This is a genomic window from Sphingomonas koreensis, assembly GCF_002797435.1.
Lineage (GTDB): Bacteria > Pseudomonadota > Alphaproteobacteria > Sphingomonadales > Sphingomonadaceae > Sphingomonas > Sphingomonas koreensis.
Window position 1 is genome coordinate 2,731,961 of the sequence record NZ_PGEN01000001.1, and the last position, 16,238, is coordinate 2,748,198.

Genomic DNA, 16,238 nt, shown 5'->3' on the forward strand with positions numbered 1-16,238 from the left:
CATGAGCCAGCGTCCCCCCCTCGTCGATCCGCACGTCCATCTCTGGGACCTCGGCCACATCCGCTATCCCTGGCTGACCGGGCCGTTCGACACCGACAATCCCAATGGCAGCGTCGAGAGAATCGCTGTGGACTACCCGCTCGACGGCTATCTTGCCGATGCGCAGCAATGGGACGTACGCGGGATCGTGCATATCGACGCGGGGGCGGACCCGGCGGACGCGCTCAAGGAAACGCAATGGCTTCAGGCCATGGCGGACACGCGGGGGATGCCGAGCGGCATCGTGGCCTTCGCGGCGCTGGATGACCCGCAGGTCGAGACGCTGCTGTCCGCGCATGTCGAGCACGCGAATGTGCGTGGCATCCGCCACATCATCAACTGGCATCCCGATCCGGCGCGCAGCTACTCGTCCGCCGACGTCACCACGACCAGCGCATGGATGCGCGGCTTTGGACTTCTGAAGAAGTTCGGCCTCAGCTTCGACCTTCAGGCCTATCCGGGCCAGTTCGTTCATCTGGCCGAGCTGATCGCCAAGCATCCCGATACGCAGGTGATCCTCAACCACACCGGCATGGCGATCCCCGGTGACGCTGACGGCTGGGAGACGTGGCGGCGCGGCATGGCGGCACTCGCCGCGCTGCCTAATGTCGCGGTCAAGATTTCCGGCATGGGCTTCACCTGGCGGCCCTGGGATGTCGATCAGGCGCGGGCCTATGTGCTCGAGACAATCGAGCTGTTCGGTACCGATCGTGCGATGTTCGCGAGCAATTTCCCGACCGACAAGCTGTTCGGCAGCTTCGACACGCATTTCGACGCCTATGACGCGATCACCGCCGATTTCGGCGCGGAGGAGCGCGCGGCGCTGTTCGGCGGCAATGCCAACCGCATCTACCGCCTCGGGCTGACCCTTTGATGCGCGTCGCCGATCTTCGCGCCGAATATACGGTCGATCTTCTCGGCACTCAGGTCGCGCATCCGCGCCTGTCGTGGCGAATCGAGGATGCCGAGAAGCAGATAAGCTACCGCATCCGCGCCGCGGCGAGCCAGGCCGATCTGGCCGCGGGCGATCTGCTGTGGGACAGCGGCCACGTCGCGAGCGATGCGACGTTCGACATCGCCTATGGCGGCCCGGCGCTCGCGGCGATGCAGCGCGTCTGGTGGACCGTCGAAGCCGATGGCGTCACCTCCGATCCCGCATGGTTCGAGGCGGGCCTGCTCTCGCCCGCCGACTGGCGCGGCGACTGGATCGAGGCGGAGGATGACAACGGCGCCGCCGATCGTGCCGCCGGGGTGAACTGGGTGTGGGGCGACGTCTCGCTCGACGCACGCCCGCACGCCTTCCGCATCGATTTCGATGCCCCCGCCGATCTGGTGCGTGCGGAAGTGCTGGTCGCGGGCAAGGACCATCTGCGCGGCGTGTGGGTCAACGGCGTCAAGTCGCCGCTCGACTGGCATTTCGACTGGGACACCCATCTGCCCTTCTGGGGCACGCTCGCGCCGTACGAAGGGACGGTGACGCCGGGCCGCAACAGCGTCTGCGCACTGGTCGAGGCGGACACGACTGGTTTCTTCCCGGTCGATGGCGGCGCATTCGCCGCGCTGATCCGCCTGCACCGCGCCGATGGCAGCGTCGAGCGGATTACCGGCAGCGCTTTCCGCGTGATGCCCGATGCACCCGAAGGCTGGATTGACACCGGTTACGATGCGACCGGCTGGGCCGCCGTCGTGCCGAGCACGAGCTGGGCGCAGGGCGACCCGCGGCCGAGCGAGCCGGCTATGCTGCTGCGCACCGGGTTCGAGGTGCGCAAACCCGTCGTGTCGGCGCGCCTCTACGCCACCGCGCTCGGCGCCTATGATGCGCGGATCAACGGACAGAAGGTGAGCGAGGCGATCCTCGCGCCCGAGATCACCGTGGCGAAGAGCCATATCCTCTATCAGACCCATGACGTCACCGCGTTGATCGCGCAGGGCGAGAATGCGCTGGGCGCGGTGGTGGGCGACGGCTTCTATGCCTCGCCCTTCGGCTGGCGGATCGAGCGCTATGGCTTCGGCCCGGCGCCGCGGCGGTTCCGCGCGATGCTGCGGATCGACTATGAAGACGGCACGCAGGACTGGGTGGCGACCGGGCCGGACTGGAAGATCGCGACCTCGCCGATCCTGAAGTCCGAAATCTATGACGGCGAGACGTTCGATGCGCGGCGGATCGTGAGGGGCTGGTCGGCGGCGGGGTTCGATGCGTCGGGCTGGGCGGACGTCAGGATCGGCGCGGCGCCCGGCGCGAAACTGATCGCGCAGACCTCGCCGCTGCTCGAGCGCAACGGCGTGTGCCGCGCGGTGTCGGTCAGCGAGCCGGCGCCGGGCCGCTTCGTCTTCGACTTCGGCCAGAACTTCCCGGGCTGGGTGCGGATCCGCGCGAGCGGTCCTGCGGGGACCACGATCACCGCCAGGTTCGCCGAGCTACTCAATGCCGACGGCACCGCGGACCTTTCCAACCTGCGCCTCGCCAGGGCCACCGACCGCTTCACCCTCGCCGGGACCGGCGCGGTCGAGAGCTTCGAGCCGCACTTCACCTATCACGGCTTCCGCTATGTCGAGGTCGAGGGCTATCCGGGTACGCCGACGGCCGACGATATTCAGGGCGTGATCGTCCATAGCGCGTGCCGCGAAGTGGGTCATATGACCTTCCACGACGCGCCGTTGCTCCAGCGCATCTGGAACAACGCGTTGTGGAGCCAGCGGTCGAACTTCTTCGCCGTACCGACCGATTGCCCGCAGCGCGACGAGCGGATGGGCTGGATGGGCGACATCCAGGTGTTCCTCGACGCCGCGGCATTCAACATGGAGGTCGATCCCTTCATCCGCCGCTTCCTGCTCGAGGCGCGCGCGGCGCAGCGGCCCGACGGTGCCTACCCGATCGTGGTGCCCCAGCCGCTCTCGTTTCCCGACGTGGTCACCGCGGGGTGGAGCGAGGCGGGGATCATCCTGCCTTGGCAGCTTTGGCAGCGTTACGGCGACACCGCGGTGATCGACGAGAATTGGGACGCGATGCAGGGCTGGATGGCCTATGTCGCGCGCACCAACCCCGATCATGTCTGGCGCAACGACCGTGGCCTCGACCTCGGCGACTGGCTGTCGGTCGACGCGATCAAGCCCGATGACGAGACGACGCCGCGCATCCTGTGCGCCACCGCCTATTGGGCATGGTCCGCCGAACTGATGGCCGAGATGGCCGCGGCGACCGGGCGCGCTGCCGACGCGGACCGCTATCGCGCGCTGCACGCGGCGATCCGCGATGCTTATGCCGCCGAGTTCGTCGGCGCCGACGGCGTGTGCGGAAACGGCAGCCAGACCAGCCAGGTGCTCTCGCTCGCCTTCGGGCTGGTGCCCGAGGCGCGGCGCGCGGCGGCGGCGCGGGTGCTGACGGACGAGATTCGCGGTCGGGGCATGAAGCTCTCCACCGGCTTCCTGGGCACGCCGTACCTGCTCGACGTGCTCGCCGATGCGGGATGGTGGGACGAGGTCAGCGGCCTGCTGCTCCAGACCGGCTACCCCAGCTGGGGCTATATGCCGCAGCAGGGCGGGACGACGGTGTGGGAGCGCTGGAACGGCGACACCGGCGACCTCAGCATGAACAGCTACAACCATTATGCCTTCGGTGCGGTGGTCGGCTTCTTCTACCGCCGCCTCGCGGGGATCGCGCCTGCGGCGCCGGGCTTCCGCCGGATCGCGGTGCGGCCGCTGTGGCTGCCTGCGGTCGGCCGGGTCGCGGCGCGGTTCGAGTCTCCGGTCGGCCTGATCGCGACGCAGACCGGCGGCGATGCCGATGGGCTCAATCGCTTCACGCTCACCGTGCCTGCGAACACGATTGCCGAGGTCGCACTGCCCGGCACCGGCTGGCGCGGCGCGCCCGGAGCGACGCGGGAGGAAGGTGAGCTAACCCGCTTCGAAGCCGGGCCGGGCACCTACGAATTTACAAGATAGAGAGAGGGAACGATCGATGCCGACGCTGGGGCTCGTCCATAATTCGCCGATGCTGGCGGGCGTGTTCAACGAGATCGCGGCGCGGGTGATGCCCGATGTGCGCATCCTGCACTTCGTCGATGAAAGCACGATCAAGAATACGATCGCGGCGGGTCATCTCCAGAAATCGACGATGCGGCAGGTGATCCGGCTGGTCGGCTCGACCTTCGATGCCGGCTGCGACGTCGCGATGGTCACCTGTTCGTCGATCGGCCGCGCGGTCGAGATGGCGGCCGAGCTGTACGATCAGCCCGTGCTGCGCGTCGATCGCGCCATGGCCGAACAGGCGGTGGCGAGCGCGACGCGGATCGGCGTCGTCGCGACGCTGTCGACCACGCTCGACCCCACCGCGGATCTCGTCCGCCGCGTCGCCGCCGAGCAGGGCAAGGCGATCGAGCTGGTCGCGCATCTGTGCGAAGGCGCGTTCGACGCGGTGATGGCCGGCGACGGCGCCACCCATGACCGCATCGTCGGCGAAGCGCTGACCACCGCGCTGGCCGATGTCGACGCGATCGTGCTGGCGCAGGCGTCGATGGCCCGTGTCGTCGCGGCGCTGCCCGAGGGCGCGGTCAAGGTGCCGGTGCTGGCCAGTCCCGAGCTTGGCATGCTGCGCGCGGCGGAAGTCCTCAAGGGCCTTTCCAAGTGAAGAAGCGGCATGCCGTCCTTGGCCTGCTTGCCGCGTTGTCGGTCATCACCTTCATCGATCGCATGGCGATCGCGGTCACCGGTCCGGCGATCCAGAAGGATCTCGGCCTCACGCCGTCGCAATGGGGTTGGGTGCTCGGCGCCTATACCTTTGCCTATGCCGTGTTCGAGGTGCCGTCGGGCGCGATCGGCGACCGGTTCGGCTATCGCAAGGAGCTGACGCGGATCACGGTTTGGTGGTCGTTCTTCACCGCGATCACCGCGGCCTGCGTCAGCTTCTGGCAGCTGACGGCGGCGCGCTTCCTGTTCGGTCTTGGCGCTGCGGGCGCCTATCCCAACATGTCGGGCGTGCTCTATCGCTGGTTCCCCAAGCGCGAGCGCGCGCGCGGGCAGGGCGTGATCTGGGCAGCGAGCCGGCTGGGCGGCGCGCTGGCGCCGTTGCTGCTGGTGCCGATGAACGTGCATCTGGGCTGGCAGATGGTGTTCGTGATCCTTGGCCTGATCGGCTTCGTCTGGGCGATCCTGTGGTGGCGCTGGTATCATGACCGCCCGGCCGACCAGCCGGGGATCACGGCCGAGGAAGTGGCCGAGATCGGCGAGGATGAAGGGGCGGGCCATTCGGGCACGCCATGGGGCAAGCTGCTGCGCCTGCCGCAGCTATGGCTGATCGGCGTCGCCTATTTCTTCTATGCGTTCGGCAGCTGGTTCTTCTTCGGCTGGTTCGCGCAGTGGATGACCAACGGCCGTGGTTTCACCCCGACCGAGATGGCCTTCTATGCCGCGATCCCGTTCCTGCTGGGCATCGTCAGCAACCTGATCGGCGGGGTGCTGAGCGACCGGCTGGGCGCGCGGATCGGCTTCAAGCTGGCCTATCGCCTGATCACCGGCATCTGCCTGTCCGTCACGGCGGCACTGCTGCTGATGATGAGCCTGACCCCCGACAAGACGATGGTGGTGATGCTGGCCGCCGCGAGCTTTGCCGTGATGGACCTGATGCTGCCGTCCGCCTGGGCGATGTGCATGTCGATCGGCGGACGCTACGGCGGCACCGCTACCGGATTCATGAACATGCTGGGCAATCTCGGCGGCTTCATTTGCACCGTCGCGACCGGGTATATCATCGCGGGCACCGGCAGCTACGACCTGCCGGTTCAGGGCATCGCCCTGATGGTGCTGATCGCGGCCGGCCTGTTCGCGCTGATCGATAGCTCGAAGGGCTTCGACCAGAAGGCGGCGACGGCATGAGGCGGCTTCTGGTGTTCGCGCTGCTCGCCGCCACACCTGTGCTGCCCGCGGTGGCGCAGACCGATGCGCCTGCGGGCCAGCAGCAGTTCGACAGGCTCTGGCTCGGATCGGCCTGGTATCCCGAACAATGGCCCGAGGAACGCTGGGCCGAGGATCTGCGGCTGATGAAGGCGCACGGCGCCAATGTCGTGCGGATCGGCGAATATGCCTGGAGCCGGATGGAGCCCGAAGAGGGCAAGTACGACATGGACTGGCTGGTCCGTGCGGTGCGGCTGGCGGCCAAATACGACATCAAGGTGGTGATCGGCACGCCGAGCGACACGCCGCCCGCCTGGATGACGCAGAAATACCCGGACGTCTCCCAGATCCAGAGCAACGGCCAGAAGGTCGGGCATGGCGGGCGCCGCCAATTCTCGATCTCGTCCAAACGCTATCGCGACTTCTGCCGGCAGATCGTCGAGCGGATGGCACAGGCGCTGGGCAAGGAGCCCAATGTCATGGGCTGGCAGATCGGCAACGAGCCGACCGACGAAAGCTATGATGCCGAGGCGCGGGCGGCGTGGGTGGCGTGGCTTCAGCAGCGCTACGGCACGCTCGACAGATTGAACGCCGCATGGACCACGCAATATTGGTCGCAACGCTATACCCGCTGGGATCAGGTTCCCTTCAGCAACGACAAGGCCAATCCCGGCTGGATGCTGGAGGTGAAGCGCTTCATCACCGCCCAATGGGTGGACTTTCACCGTAATCAGCGTGACGCGATCCGCGCGCACGCCGATCCCGCACAGTTCATCACGGTGAATTTTGGCGGCCTCGGCTGGGCCAACCGCTTCGACCGCTACGCCGCCAACCGCGACCTCGATTTCACCTCATGGGACAATTACGTCGGTAGCGGGCACCTCAAGCCCTATCGCAACGGCGCGACGCACGATCTGGTGCGCGGGTGGAAGCGCAGGAACTTCTGGGTGATGGAGATCCAACCCGGTTTCGTGAACTGGGCGGGGGTCAGCAACATGCTCTACCCCGGCGAGACGCGGCGCATGGCGTGGCAGGCGATCGGTCACGGATCGGACGGCATCCTCTACTGGCAGTGGCGCAACGCGCTCAACGGGCAGGAGACGATGCACGGATCGATCATCGGCCCCGACGGCAAGCCGCTGCCCGTCTATGCCGAGGTTCAGCAGATCGGGCGCGAGATGGCCAAGGCCACGCCGCTGATCGCGGGGACGCATCCGGTGTCGGACGTCGCGATCCTTCAGGATTATGCCAGCCGCTGGGCGATCGATTTCCAGCTCCACCATCGCGACTATGACCAGATCGAGGTGCTGCTCGATTACTATCAGCCGCTCAAGGACGCGCGCGGCGCGGTCGACATCGTCGAGGCGGAGGCGGCGCCGCTGTCGGGCTACAAGCTGGTCGTCGCACCGAGCCTCAACGTCATCAGCGAAACGACGGCAAAGCGGCTGACCGACTATGTGCGCGGCGGCGGGCATCTGATCCTCGGGCCGCGTTCGGGGATGAAGGATTCGTACAACGCGCTCGAACCGCAGCGCCAGCCCGGGCCGCTCGCGGAACTGCTGGGCGGGCGTGTCGAGCAGTTCTACGCGCTCGATGAAGCGGTCGATGTCGGAGGCGGCAAGGCAACGATCTGGGCCGAGCAGCTCTCGACCAGCGCGCCTGATACGCAGGTGCTTCTGCGCTACGGCAAGGCCAATGGCTGGCTCGACGGCAAGCCCGCTGTGATCAGCCGTGCGGTCGGCAAGGGCCGCATCACCTATGTCGGCGCCTTGGTCGATGATGCGGTGATGAAGACGCTGATCGACGGCGCGCTGCGCGACGCGAAGGTCGCACGCGACTTCCCCGTGCCCGCGGAGGTCGAGCTGATGACGCGCGAGGGGCAGGGGCGGCGCATCGTCATCCTCATCAACCATGGCCGCACCGTGCAGACGGTCACGCTGCCCGAAGCGATGACCGACATCCTCGCCGGCGGCTCCAAATCGAGCGTGACCTTGCCTGTCGAGGGTGTCGCGGTTCTCCGGCGAGGAGGGAAGTGATGCGGACGATCCTTCTCGCCGCCGCCGCGGCGCTTGCACTGGCTCCCGCCGTTTCCGCGCAGACCGTCTTCCCCAACCGGGCGACCGCCTTTGCCGACAAGCCCGCGATCGCAGTCGGCGTCGCCTGGTATCCCGAGCAATGGCCCGAGGACCGCTGGGCGGTCGATCTCGACATGATGAAGGCGTCGGGCTTCAACACCGTCCGCATCGGCGAGTTCGCCTGGGCGCGGATGGAGCCGGAGGAAGGGAAGTTCGACTTTGCCTGGATGGACCGCGCGATCGCGGCGGCGGTCAAGCGCGGTTTCATGGTGGTGATCGGCACGCCGAGCGCCGCGCCGCCGGCCTGGCTGACACAGAACTATCCGGACACGCTGCGGGTCGACGAGAACGGCCAGCGCGCCAGCCATGGCGGGCGCCGCCATTTCTCCTTCGCGAGCAGGCGGTACCGCGAGCTCTCGCGCCGTATCGCGGTGGAGATGGCGACGCGCTACGGCAAGCATCCTTCGGTGGTCGGCTGGCAGGTCGACAATGAGGTCGGGCCGCCGTCCTGGGACGCGGAATCGGTCGCGGCGTGGCACGCCTTCCTCAAGCAGCGCTACGGCACGATCGACGCGCTCAATCGCCGCTGGACGACGCAATATTGGAGCCAGTTCTACAACGACTGGAGCCAGATCCCGCTGCGCCAGACGGGTCAGCAGAATCCCGGGCTGCTGCTCGACTTCCGCCATTTCACCACCGCGGTGTGGACCGACTATATCCAGAATCAGGCGCGCGCGATCCGGCCGCTGATCGACAGGCGCGCGTGGATCACCACCAACACGATGTTCTGGAACGCCGGCTTCGACCATTTCGTCATGCACCGCGATCTCGATCTGGCGAGCTGGGACAATTACATCCCCGATGGCCGCCCGGACTGGGTCGCGAACGGCGCCAATCACGCACTGGTCCGCGGGTACAAGCAGCGGAATTTCTGGCTGATGGAGACGCAGCCGGGCCGGGTGGACTGGGTGCCGGTCAACCGCGCGCTCGATCCGGGGCAGGTGCGCGAACTGGCGTGGCAGTCGGTCAGCCACGGCTCGGACGGCGTGCTCTACTGGCAGTGGCGCCCGGCGCGGAACGGACAGGAGACCTATCACGGCGCGGTGCTGGGGCAGGACGGCGAACCCAATCCGATCCATGCCGAGATCACGCAGATCGCGAAGGAACTGACCGCCGCCGCACCCTTGCTCGCGGACACCGGCCCCGCGGCCAAGGTCGCGATGCTCTGGTCCTATGACAGCCGCTGGGCGATCGACCTGCAGCGCCATCATCGCGACTTCGATCCCGTGAAGGCCTTCACCGACGTCTATCGCCCGCTGCGTGTGCAGAGCCAGGGCGTGCATGTCGTGTCGCCCGATGCGGCGCTGGCGGCCTATCCGCTGGTCGTCGCGCCGAACCTCAACGTGGTCACGCAGGCACAGGCCGACCGGCTCGCCGCCTATGTCCGGGGTGGCGGGCATCTCGTGCTCGGGCCGCGCTCGGGGATGAAGGACGATGCCAACGCGCTGTGGCCGCAGCGCCAGCCGGGGCCGCTCTCGGACCTGCTCGGGGCTATGGTCGAGCAATATTATGCGCTCGACGCGCCGGTCGGCATCAAGGGCGAGCTGGGCAAGGGCAAGGTCGCGATCTGGGCCGAGGAGATTCGCCCGGATGCCGTCGACGTCCGCGTGATTGCGACCTATACCGATCCCGGCGGCTGGCTCGACGGCAAGCCCGCGGCGGTAACGCGCAAGGTCGGGCGCGGCAGCATCACCTATTTCGGAGCGTGGCTCGATCCGGCGACGATGAACACGCTGGCGGCGCGGCTATTGGGAGAGGCGAAGATCGCGCCGCTCATTCCCGAGGCGCATGCCGATCTCGAGATCAGCGAACGCGCAGGCGGCGGCAAGCGGGTGATGATCGTGATCAATCACGGTACCGGCGCAAGGCCGCTGACGCCGCCAAGCGGTGCGCGCTTCGTCAGTGGCGATTGGGCTGGGGGGCAGATGAAGGCGCATGGCGTGGCGCTGTTCCAGCTCAAATGAAGTGGCTGCTCGCACCCGCCGCCGCGTTGCTGCTGACCGCAGCGGCCGCGCCCGAACGCTGGATCGCGGCGTGGACCGCGCCGCCGATCGGCTATGAGCCCAGGATCCGCGATGGCCTTGGCCGGCCCTATCGCGACGAGACGGTGCGGCAGGTGGTACGCGCCGGGATCGCGGGCCGTACGCTGCGCATCCGGCTGTCGAACGAGCTTGGCGATACGCCGCTGCGGCTCGGCGGCGCATCGATCGTGCGGCTCGATGCCGCGGGCGCGCCGGTGCCGGGGAGCTGGCGGGCGCTGCGCTTTGCGGGAGCGGCTGACGTCATCATCCCGGCGCGTGCCCCCTATCTCAGCGACGCGGTCGCGTTTCCGGTCGCGGCGGGCGAGCGGTTCGCCGTCACCGTCCATTATGCCGGCGAAGCCGAGGCCGCGGCGCATGCGCAGATGGTCGATGTCGCGCCGGGCAACCAGACCGGGTCGGTGGTGCTGACGGATGCCAAGCGCGCTCGGGCATCGGGCATCGTGTCGGGCGTCGAGGTGACCGGCAGTCGCGAGACCCGCGTGCTGGTCGCGTTCGGCGATTCGATCACCGAAGGCGCCGGCGCGACCCAGAGCAAGGCGATGAGCTGGCCCGACCAGCTCCAGCGATTGCTCGCCGGATCGCCCGGCGGCCGTTGCTGGTCGGTCGCCAATGCCGGGATCAGCGGCAACCGGCTGCTGAACAACGGGCGCGGTCCCAACGCGCTGTCGCGGTTGGAGCGCGATGTGCTGGGCGTGCCCGGCGTGACGCATGTCGTGTTCCTCGAAGGGATCAACGACATCGGAAGGGTCAGCGACCCGGCGCGTGCCCATGAGCAGGCAAGTGCCGCGCAGCTCATCGCCGCGCACCGCCAGTTGCTGGCACGCGCCAAGGCCGCGGGGCTGAAGGTCATCGTCGGGACATTGCTGCCCTATGAGGGCGCGGCCTATGCCGATGCGGAGGGCGAGCAGCGGCGGCAGGCGGTCAACCGCTGGATCCGCGCGAACGCACGGCAATATGATGCGGTGATCGACTTCGATGTGGCGATGCAGGAACCGGGTAAACCCGGCGTGATGCGGCTCGCCTGGCAGATCGGCGACCACCTCCACCCCAATGACGCGGGTTACACGGCAATGGCTAAGACCGCGCTGCCAGTGGTGCTGCGGCAGGGGTGCGGGGGGTAGTTCACCACGGCCGGGACCGCGCCACCGCCAGCCCGCGCACGTCGTTGGGCCATTTTCCGCTGACCGCGCAATAGAAGTGATAGAGCGCACCATCGTGCCAGATCACCGCGGGCTTGTGCGCATATTTCTCGTCGATCGATCCGGGCGGGCCGACATCGACCAGCACCTCGCTCTGCTTGGTGAAGGCGGTCGGGCTGTCGCCGAGCGCGATCAGGTCGCGGGCGAAACCGTCGGTCGACAGGCCGAAATAGAACATCGCCCATTTGCCTTCATGCGTAACCACGACGGGATCGCTGGCGAAGCGGTCGTCGGGCGCGCCCTTGGGGCCGAAGCGCAGCAGCGGACTGGCCGGGTGACGCGTCCAGCGCTTGAGGTCTTTCGAGATGGCAAGGCCGGTCTGTTCCTTCCACGGCGTGCCGGCGGTCTTGGCGTTGTAATAGAGGTGGAATGTGTCGCCGACCTTGACCAGATACGGCTTGTAGAGCCCGCCGCGCTCCCATTCCGCGCCATCCTCGGCGCGCAGGATCACCGGGCCGCGTTCCCAGCGCATGAAGTCCTTGCTGAAGGCCAGCCCGATCACCGCCGGGCCTTCCTCATAGCCGGGGCTGGGATAGGCATGCCAGGCGGCGACATAATGGCCATCGACCTTCACCAGCCGGGCCGGGCTGCGCAGATCGTTCTCGCGCAGGATCGAGGCGCAGGCGATGTTATGGCGCGTGACCGGATCGGCGGGATCGCGCGCCATGATCAGGCCCAGCCGCTGCCAGTTCAGCAGGTCATGCGATTCGCAGATGCCGGTCTGGTAGCCGGTGCCGTCGAAGCCGACATAGGTGAGGTAGAATTTGCCGTTCGCCGAGAAGACGAACGGACAATCGACCGCCTTCTCGTCAAAGCTGCCCTTCACGCCCGAGCCGCCGAGGATCAGCTTCGGATGCTTGTACGGCGTGCGATAGGGCGCGAGCGGGTCGTGCGTGGCCTGTGCCGGAAGTGCGGCAAGCCCCGCGCCCGCGATAGCGCCGCCCAGCAGGTCGCGCCGTCCGATCATCGGATCACCCGGATCAGGTAGGAGGCCGCGGCAGGCGTTCCCACCTCGATCTCCCAGCCCGGCTCGATCATCCTGCCCTTGATCTCCGGCCCGATCGGGCGTGCCGATCCGTCGAGCGGCTGCGCGAACACGCCGACCGCGCCTTCCAGATCCTTGAGCTGGATCCAGCCGGTGATCGGCTCGATCAGCGTCGGCGCGGTGCCCCAGTCGGTCAGCATCGCGCGGCGGGCATCCCATTTGGCGCCGCTATTCTCGACACGCCCGGCGGTGGTGAGCAGCATCCGGTTCGAAATGCTGACTGGCTGGCCGTCGAGCGAGGACAGGGTGATCGCGGCGAAGCGGTTCCTGATCTCGGCGCCCAGGTGCCGCGTCTGTACGTCGCGATTGGCGGCGATGAAGCCGACCAGCCCCTGGCTGAGCGGACTGTCGATCCGGACCAGCCCGTCCTTGCCGCCTTGGGTCTGCCAGCTCAGTTCGCCGGTGTCGGAGACGATCGGATTGGCCTCGGGCAACGGCGCGGGCAGCGACGGTTTGCAATCGATACAGGCGATGCGCGAGCCGTGGCGCAGCGGGATCGTCATGTCGAAGCCCGGCGAATAATAGGGCATCGCCGCGCGCGGCATCCGCGCTGCGTCGCTGATCTGCTCGGCTGAATAGGAACGGGTCAGCACCTGCTTTGCCGCCGACACGTCGCCGCGCAGGAAGATCATTGCGCCGGCCGGCATCTGCGCCATCTTCACCGGATCGAGCGTGATGTCGAAATGGTCGCCGATCATCGGTTTCCATTCGCCCGCGATCTTGGTCTCGAAGGTGTAGAAGAAGATGCCGTCCCAATCCTGCAGCGCCGCATAGGAAGCGAGGATCGGGATCATCTCCGCGCCATAGTCGCTGGGGAAGGGGTGGTTGACCTCGCTCACCGTGAACGGCTTGCCGACCGCGGCGCTGCGCGCCAGCTTCTGGATGATCGACAGCTCAGGCGCATTGACCATCGGCTCGTTGCGGCGGCCATAGATTGCCGGATGCTGCCAATAGACATGCGCGTCGAGCAAATCCGCAGCGAGCGCGGTGCGCATCAGCGGCTGGTTGGCCATGAAATAGGTGTGATCGGCGGTGGGGACGATCGGCACCTTCACGCCGATCTCGTCCTTCAGGAACCGGCGCATATCGGCGTGGAAGTCGAGCTCGACCTGGGTGATGAATCCGAGCTCCGCGTCGAAGCGCAGGCGCGGTGCTGAGGGGTGATCGCCGCGGCGCATCAGCGGCACCGGTTGCCCCTCGGCGACGCCGGCCATCCCGCGCAGGCTGGCGATCTCCTTCGCCGTGCGGTGCTTGCCCAGCCAATCATTGTACAGGCCGGTCAGCAGCGTCTGGTAATGCGGGGTCGTGTCGAGCTGGGCATTCTCGCCGCCCGGCACGCGCTCGCCGCGCAACCAGTTGCGCATCCAGAACTCGAGCAGCGAATTCTCGTTCACCACCTCGACGGTCATCACCGCGGGATCGTCGGCGTAGCGCAGGCCGGTATAGGGGTTGGTGTGGCCCAGCAGCTTGCGCGCATAGTCCTTCTGCAGCGCGATCAGCTCGGGGCCGAAATAGGTGAACGCCTTGAACGGCGCGATCAGATCGGCGTCGGGAACGCCGTCCCCCGCCTTGAAGCGGCGTCCGACATTGAGGTTGAAGTTGACGTAGATACCGTTCTTCCTGAGCTCGGCGATCCAGAAATCGAGCCGGTCGAGCCGCTCGGCGTTGAAATGCCGGCTGTCGGGCAGGTCGTCGCGGATCAGCCCGCGCGGGCGGTGGGTGAACGGCCCCGCCGCCGGCCCTCGCGCCGCGCCCTCGTTGCGGATCGGCGCGATGCTGTCGGGCATGTCGATGAAGTGCAGCCGCACGCAGTTGACGCCGAGCCTCGCCAGCGCACGGGCATAGGCGGTCGCCGCGCCATGTGCCGGAATCTGGTCCGACCCCACCGCCCAACCCGTCATGTTGACGCCCCAGCAGCGGAAGCGCTTGCCGTCGCCGCGCCACAATTTGCCGTTGCGCGCGGTGATGAAGCCGTGCTTGCCCGCCGGGCCATCGAGCAGGAAGCGCGCGTCGGCGGGGGAATCGATCCGCGCCTCGTGATCCACCGGATAGGGGACCAGCGCGATCTCCTCCGCTGCGGCCGGAAGGGCCGCCAGTGCCGCGGCGGCGAGCAGCAGCGCGCGCTTCACTTCACGCGGACCTTGAGCGCATAGGGCATGCCGCCACTGGCGTCGGCGGGCAGCCTGATCTCCAGCCCCCGCGCGGTCTGCTTCCAGTCGATCTTGCCCCTGCCGAGCAGCTCGATGTGCCTGATCGGTGCGGGCAGATAGGGCGTGCCGGCATAGAGCGTCTTGACCAGCACCGCGCCGTCGGCGGGTCGCTCCAGACCCATGACGTAGAGCGTGTCGCCCTTTGTCGTGAACCGGATATCGGCGGGGACGAACCCCTTTTTCGACGATTCCTCGACCTGCCCGCCGACGCGCACCTGCCCCGAGCTGGTCGGCCCCTCGCCGAAATAGTGGAAGGGCCGCGTGCCGTAGATCGCCTCGCCATTGACCCTGAGCCATGCGCCCATGCCGGCGAGCACGCTGGCGATCTCGTCGGGGATCGTGCCGTCCGCCCTGGGGCCGACATTGAGCAGCAGGTTGCCGTTCTTGCTGACGATGTCGATCAGATCGGCGATCAGCGACTTGGGGGTGCGGTAGCTGTCATTCTGGGCATAGCCCCAGCTGTGGATGCTGATCGACGTGTCCGACTGCCATGGGGTTAGCTTGAGCGCGTCGCTCTTGCCGCGCTCCATGTCGAACATCGCCGACCCTTCGGCGAACTGCGACCCCTTGTAGGCGATGATCCCCGGCTGCCGCCACGCGGCGGAGCGGTTGTAGTAATAGGCCGCGGTGTCCCGCATCAGCGGCTCGTAGAGCGGCGCCGACGTCCACCAGTCGAAATAGATGAGCTCGGGCCGGTATTTGTCGATCAGCTCCGACGTGCGCGCCATCCAGTCGTCCAGGAACTCGCGGCTCGGCGGCATCCAGTTCTGCAACTGGCTGCTGTCGGGCCAGGCGTCGGGATTGTCGGCGGGAAGGCCCGTCGGCGCGGCGGGGCCATAGAGGCCGCGATTCTTCGGGTCGGCGACGTCGGAGGGGAAGCTGCGGCCCTTGTGGTACCACCACCAATGTTCGGCGCGGTGGGACGACAGGCCGAAATGCATGCCCTGCGCGCGCGCCGCCTTTGCGATCTCCCCCGTCACGTCGCGCTTCGGCCCCATCTCGGACGAATCCCAGCGGGTGAAGTCCGACGCGTACATCGCAAAGCCGTCGCAATGCTCGGCGACGGGCACGACATAACGCGCGCCCGCATCGGCGAACAATTTCACCCAGGCGGCGGGGTCGAACTTCTCCGCTCTGAACAGCGGAATGAAGTCCTTGTAACCGAACTTGTCCTGCGGGCCATATGTCTTGCGGTGGTGCTCATAGGCCTTGTTGCCCGGCACATACATGTTCCGCGAATACCATTCGTTCGCGAAGCCCGGCACCGAATAGACCCCCCAATGGATGAAGATGCCGAACTTGGCGTCGCGGAACCATTCGGGGGTGCGATAGGCGCGCAGCGTATCCCAGTCGGATTTGAAAGGCCCGGCGCCGACGCCCTGCTTCACCTTGGCGAGCTGCGCCGCGACGGCCCCGCGCGGGGTTTCCATCGGCCATTGTTCCGCACGCTGCGCGAGGCCGGGAGCCGTGCCAGCGAGCGCGATCGCCGCCGCGCCGAGCCATTTCAGATTGCGTCCGAACACCGACAGCCCCTCCTACCTGTTACGCAGAGAGGGACGCGGACGGGCCTGCCGTCGCGGATCCGCTCCCGTGCCGGGGCGCAATTCGCCCTCGCGCTCACATATAATAGTATTATTCAGCTATCAGATGCGCGCTTGTCGGGCAACCGGATGCGTGAA

Annotated in this window: 10 protein-coding genes; 7 read left to right on the forward strand and 3 right to left on the reverse strand. The window is 67.3% G+C overall.

The genetic code is table 11. The features are described from left to right. Position 1 precedes the first annotated feature (1 nt). The 7 genes from BDW16_RS13025 to BDW16_RS13055 are packed head-to-tail and all read left to right on the forward strand — an operon-like array spanning position 2 to position 11,226. A complete protein-coding gene (locus tag BDW16_RS13025; RefSeq protein ID WP_066571906.1) occupies positions 2 to 913 on the forward strand; it encodes an amidohydrolase family protein in 912 nt (303 codons plus the stop codon). Next, positions 913 to 3,981, forward strand: coding sequence for an alpha-L-rhamnosidase (locus tag BDW16_RS13030; protein ID WP_066571902.1), 3,069 nt, complete (start codon positions 913 to 915; stop codon positions 3,979 to 3,981). Before BDW16_RS13025 ends, BDW16_RS13030 begins: the two co-directional genes overlap by 1 nt. A 16-nt stretch (positions 3,982 to 3,997) precedes the next feature. Continuing rightward, positions 3,998 to 4,666 carry an aspartate/glutamate racemase family protein gene (locus tag BDW16_RS13035; RefSeq protein WP_066571899.1) on the forward strand — a complete coding sequence of 223 codons (669 nt, stop codon included), beginning with the start codon at positions 3,998 to 4,000 and terminating at the stop codon, positions 4,664 to 4,666. After that, a complete protein-coding gene (locus BDW16_RS13040; protein WP_066571897.1) occupies positions 4,663 to 5,910 on the forward strand; it encodes an MFS transporter in 1,248 nt (415 codons plus the stop codon). Before BDW16_RS13035 ends, BDW16_RS13040 begins: the two co-directional genes overlap by 4 nt. Continuing rightward, positions 5,907 to 7,964 carry a beta-galactosidase gene (locus BDW16_RS13045; protein ID WP_066571892.1) on the forward strand — a complete coding sequence of 686 codons (2,058 nt, stop codon included), beginning with the start codon at positions 5,907 to 5,909 and terminating at the stop codon, positions 7,962 to 7,964. The genes BDW16_RS13040 and BDW16_RS13045 overlap by 4 nt, the downstream gene beginning before the upstream one ends. Beyond that, complete coding sequence (locus tag BDW16_RS13050) at positions 7,964 to 10,027, forward strand: beta-galactosidase (RefSeq protein WP_066571889.1); 2,064 nt, start codon at positions 7,964 to 7,966, stop codon at positions 10,025 to 10,027. Before BDW16_RS13045 ends, BDW16_RS13050 begins: the two co-directional genes overlap by 1 nt. Next, a complete protein-coding gene (locus tag BDW16_RS13055) occupies positions 10,024 to 11,226 on the forward strand; it encodes an SGNH/GDSL hydrolase family protein (RefSeq protein ID WP_066571887.1) in 1,203 nt (400 codons plus the stop codon). Before BDW16_RS13050 ends, BDW16_RS13055 begins: the two co-directional genes overlap by 4 nt. Before the next feature lies 1 nt (position 11,227). Here the strand turns inward: BDW16_RS13055 and BDW16_RS13060 are convergent, their stop codons facing one another. From BDW16_RS13060 to BDW16_RS13070, 3 genes are read right to left on the reverse strand one after another with little or no spacing between them, the layout of a single operon-like run. Then, positions 11,228 to 12,271, reverse strand: a complete 1,044-nt coding sequence (locus BDW16_RS13060; protein WP_066571885.1) for a glycoside hydrolase family protein — start codon at positions 12,269 to 12,271, stop codon at positions 11,228 to 11,230. After that, positions 12,268 to 14,478 carry a hypothetical protein gene (locus BDW16_RS13065; protein WP_066571882.1) on the reverse strand — a complete coding sequence of 737 codons (2,211 nt, stop codon included), beginning with the start codon at positions 14,476 to 14,478 and terminating at the stop codon, positions 12,268 to 12,270. Before BDW16_RS13065 ends, BDW16_RS13060 begins: the two co-directional genes overlap by 4 nt. Then, positions 14,475 to 16,082 (reverse strand): alpha-L-fucosidase, encoded by a 1,608-nt coding sequence (locus BDW16_RS13070; protein ID WP_241230548.1) that lies wholly within the window; start codon positions 16,080 to 16,082, stop codon positions 14,475 to 14,477. Before BDW16_RS13070 ends, BDW16_RS13065 begins: the two co-directional genes overlap by 4 nt. Between the last annotated feature and the right edge of the window lie 156 nt (positions 16,083 to 16,238).

Coding starts and splice junctions, on each gene's coding strand:
- BDW16_RS13045 (WP_066571892.1), top strand. CDS start 5,907: ATGAGGCGGCTTCTGGTGTTCGCGCTGCTCGCCGCCACACCTGTGCTG.
- BDW16_RS13035 (WP_066571899.1), top strand. CDS start 3,998: ATGCCGACGCTGGGGCTCGTCCATAATTCGCCGATGCTGGCGGGCGTG.
- BDW16_RS13025 (WP_066571906.1), top strand. CDS start 2: ATGAGCCAGCGTCCCCCCCTCGTCGATCCGCACGTCCATCTCTGGGAC.
- BDW16_RS13060 (WP_066571885.1), bottom strand. CDS start 12,271: ATGATCGGACGGCGCGACCTGCTGGGCGGCGCTATCGCGGGCGCGGGG.
- BDW16_RS13055 (WP_066571887.1), top strand. CDS start 10,024: ATGAAGTGGCTGCTCGCACCCGCCGCCGCGTTGCTGCTGACCGCAGCG.
- BDW16_RS13050 (WP_066571889.1), top strand. CDS start 7,964: ATGCGGACGATCCTTCTCGCCGCCGCCGCGGCGCTTGCACTGGCTCCC.
- BDW16_RS13030 (WP_066571902.1), top strand. CDS start 913: ATGCGCGTCGCCGATCTTCGCGCCGAATATACGGTCGATCTTCTCGGC.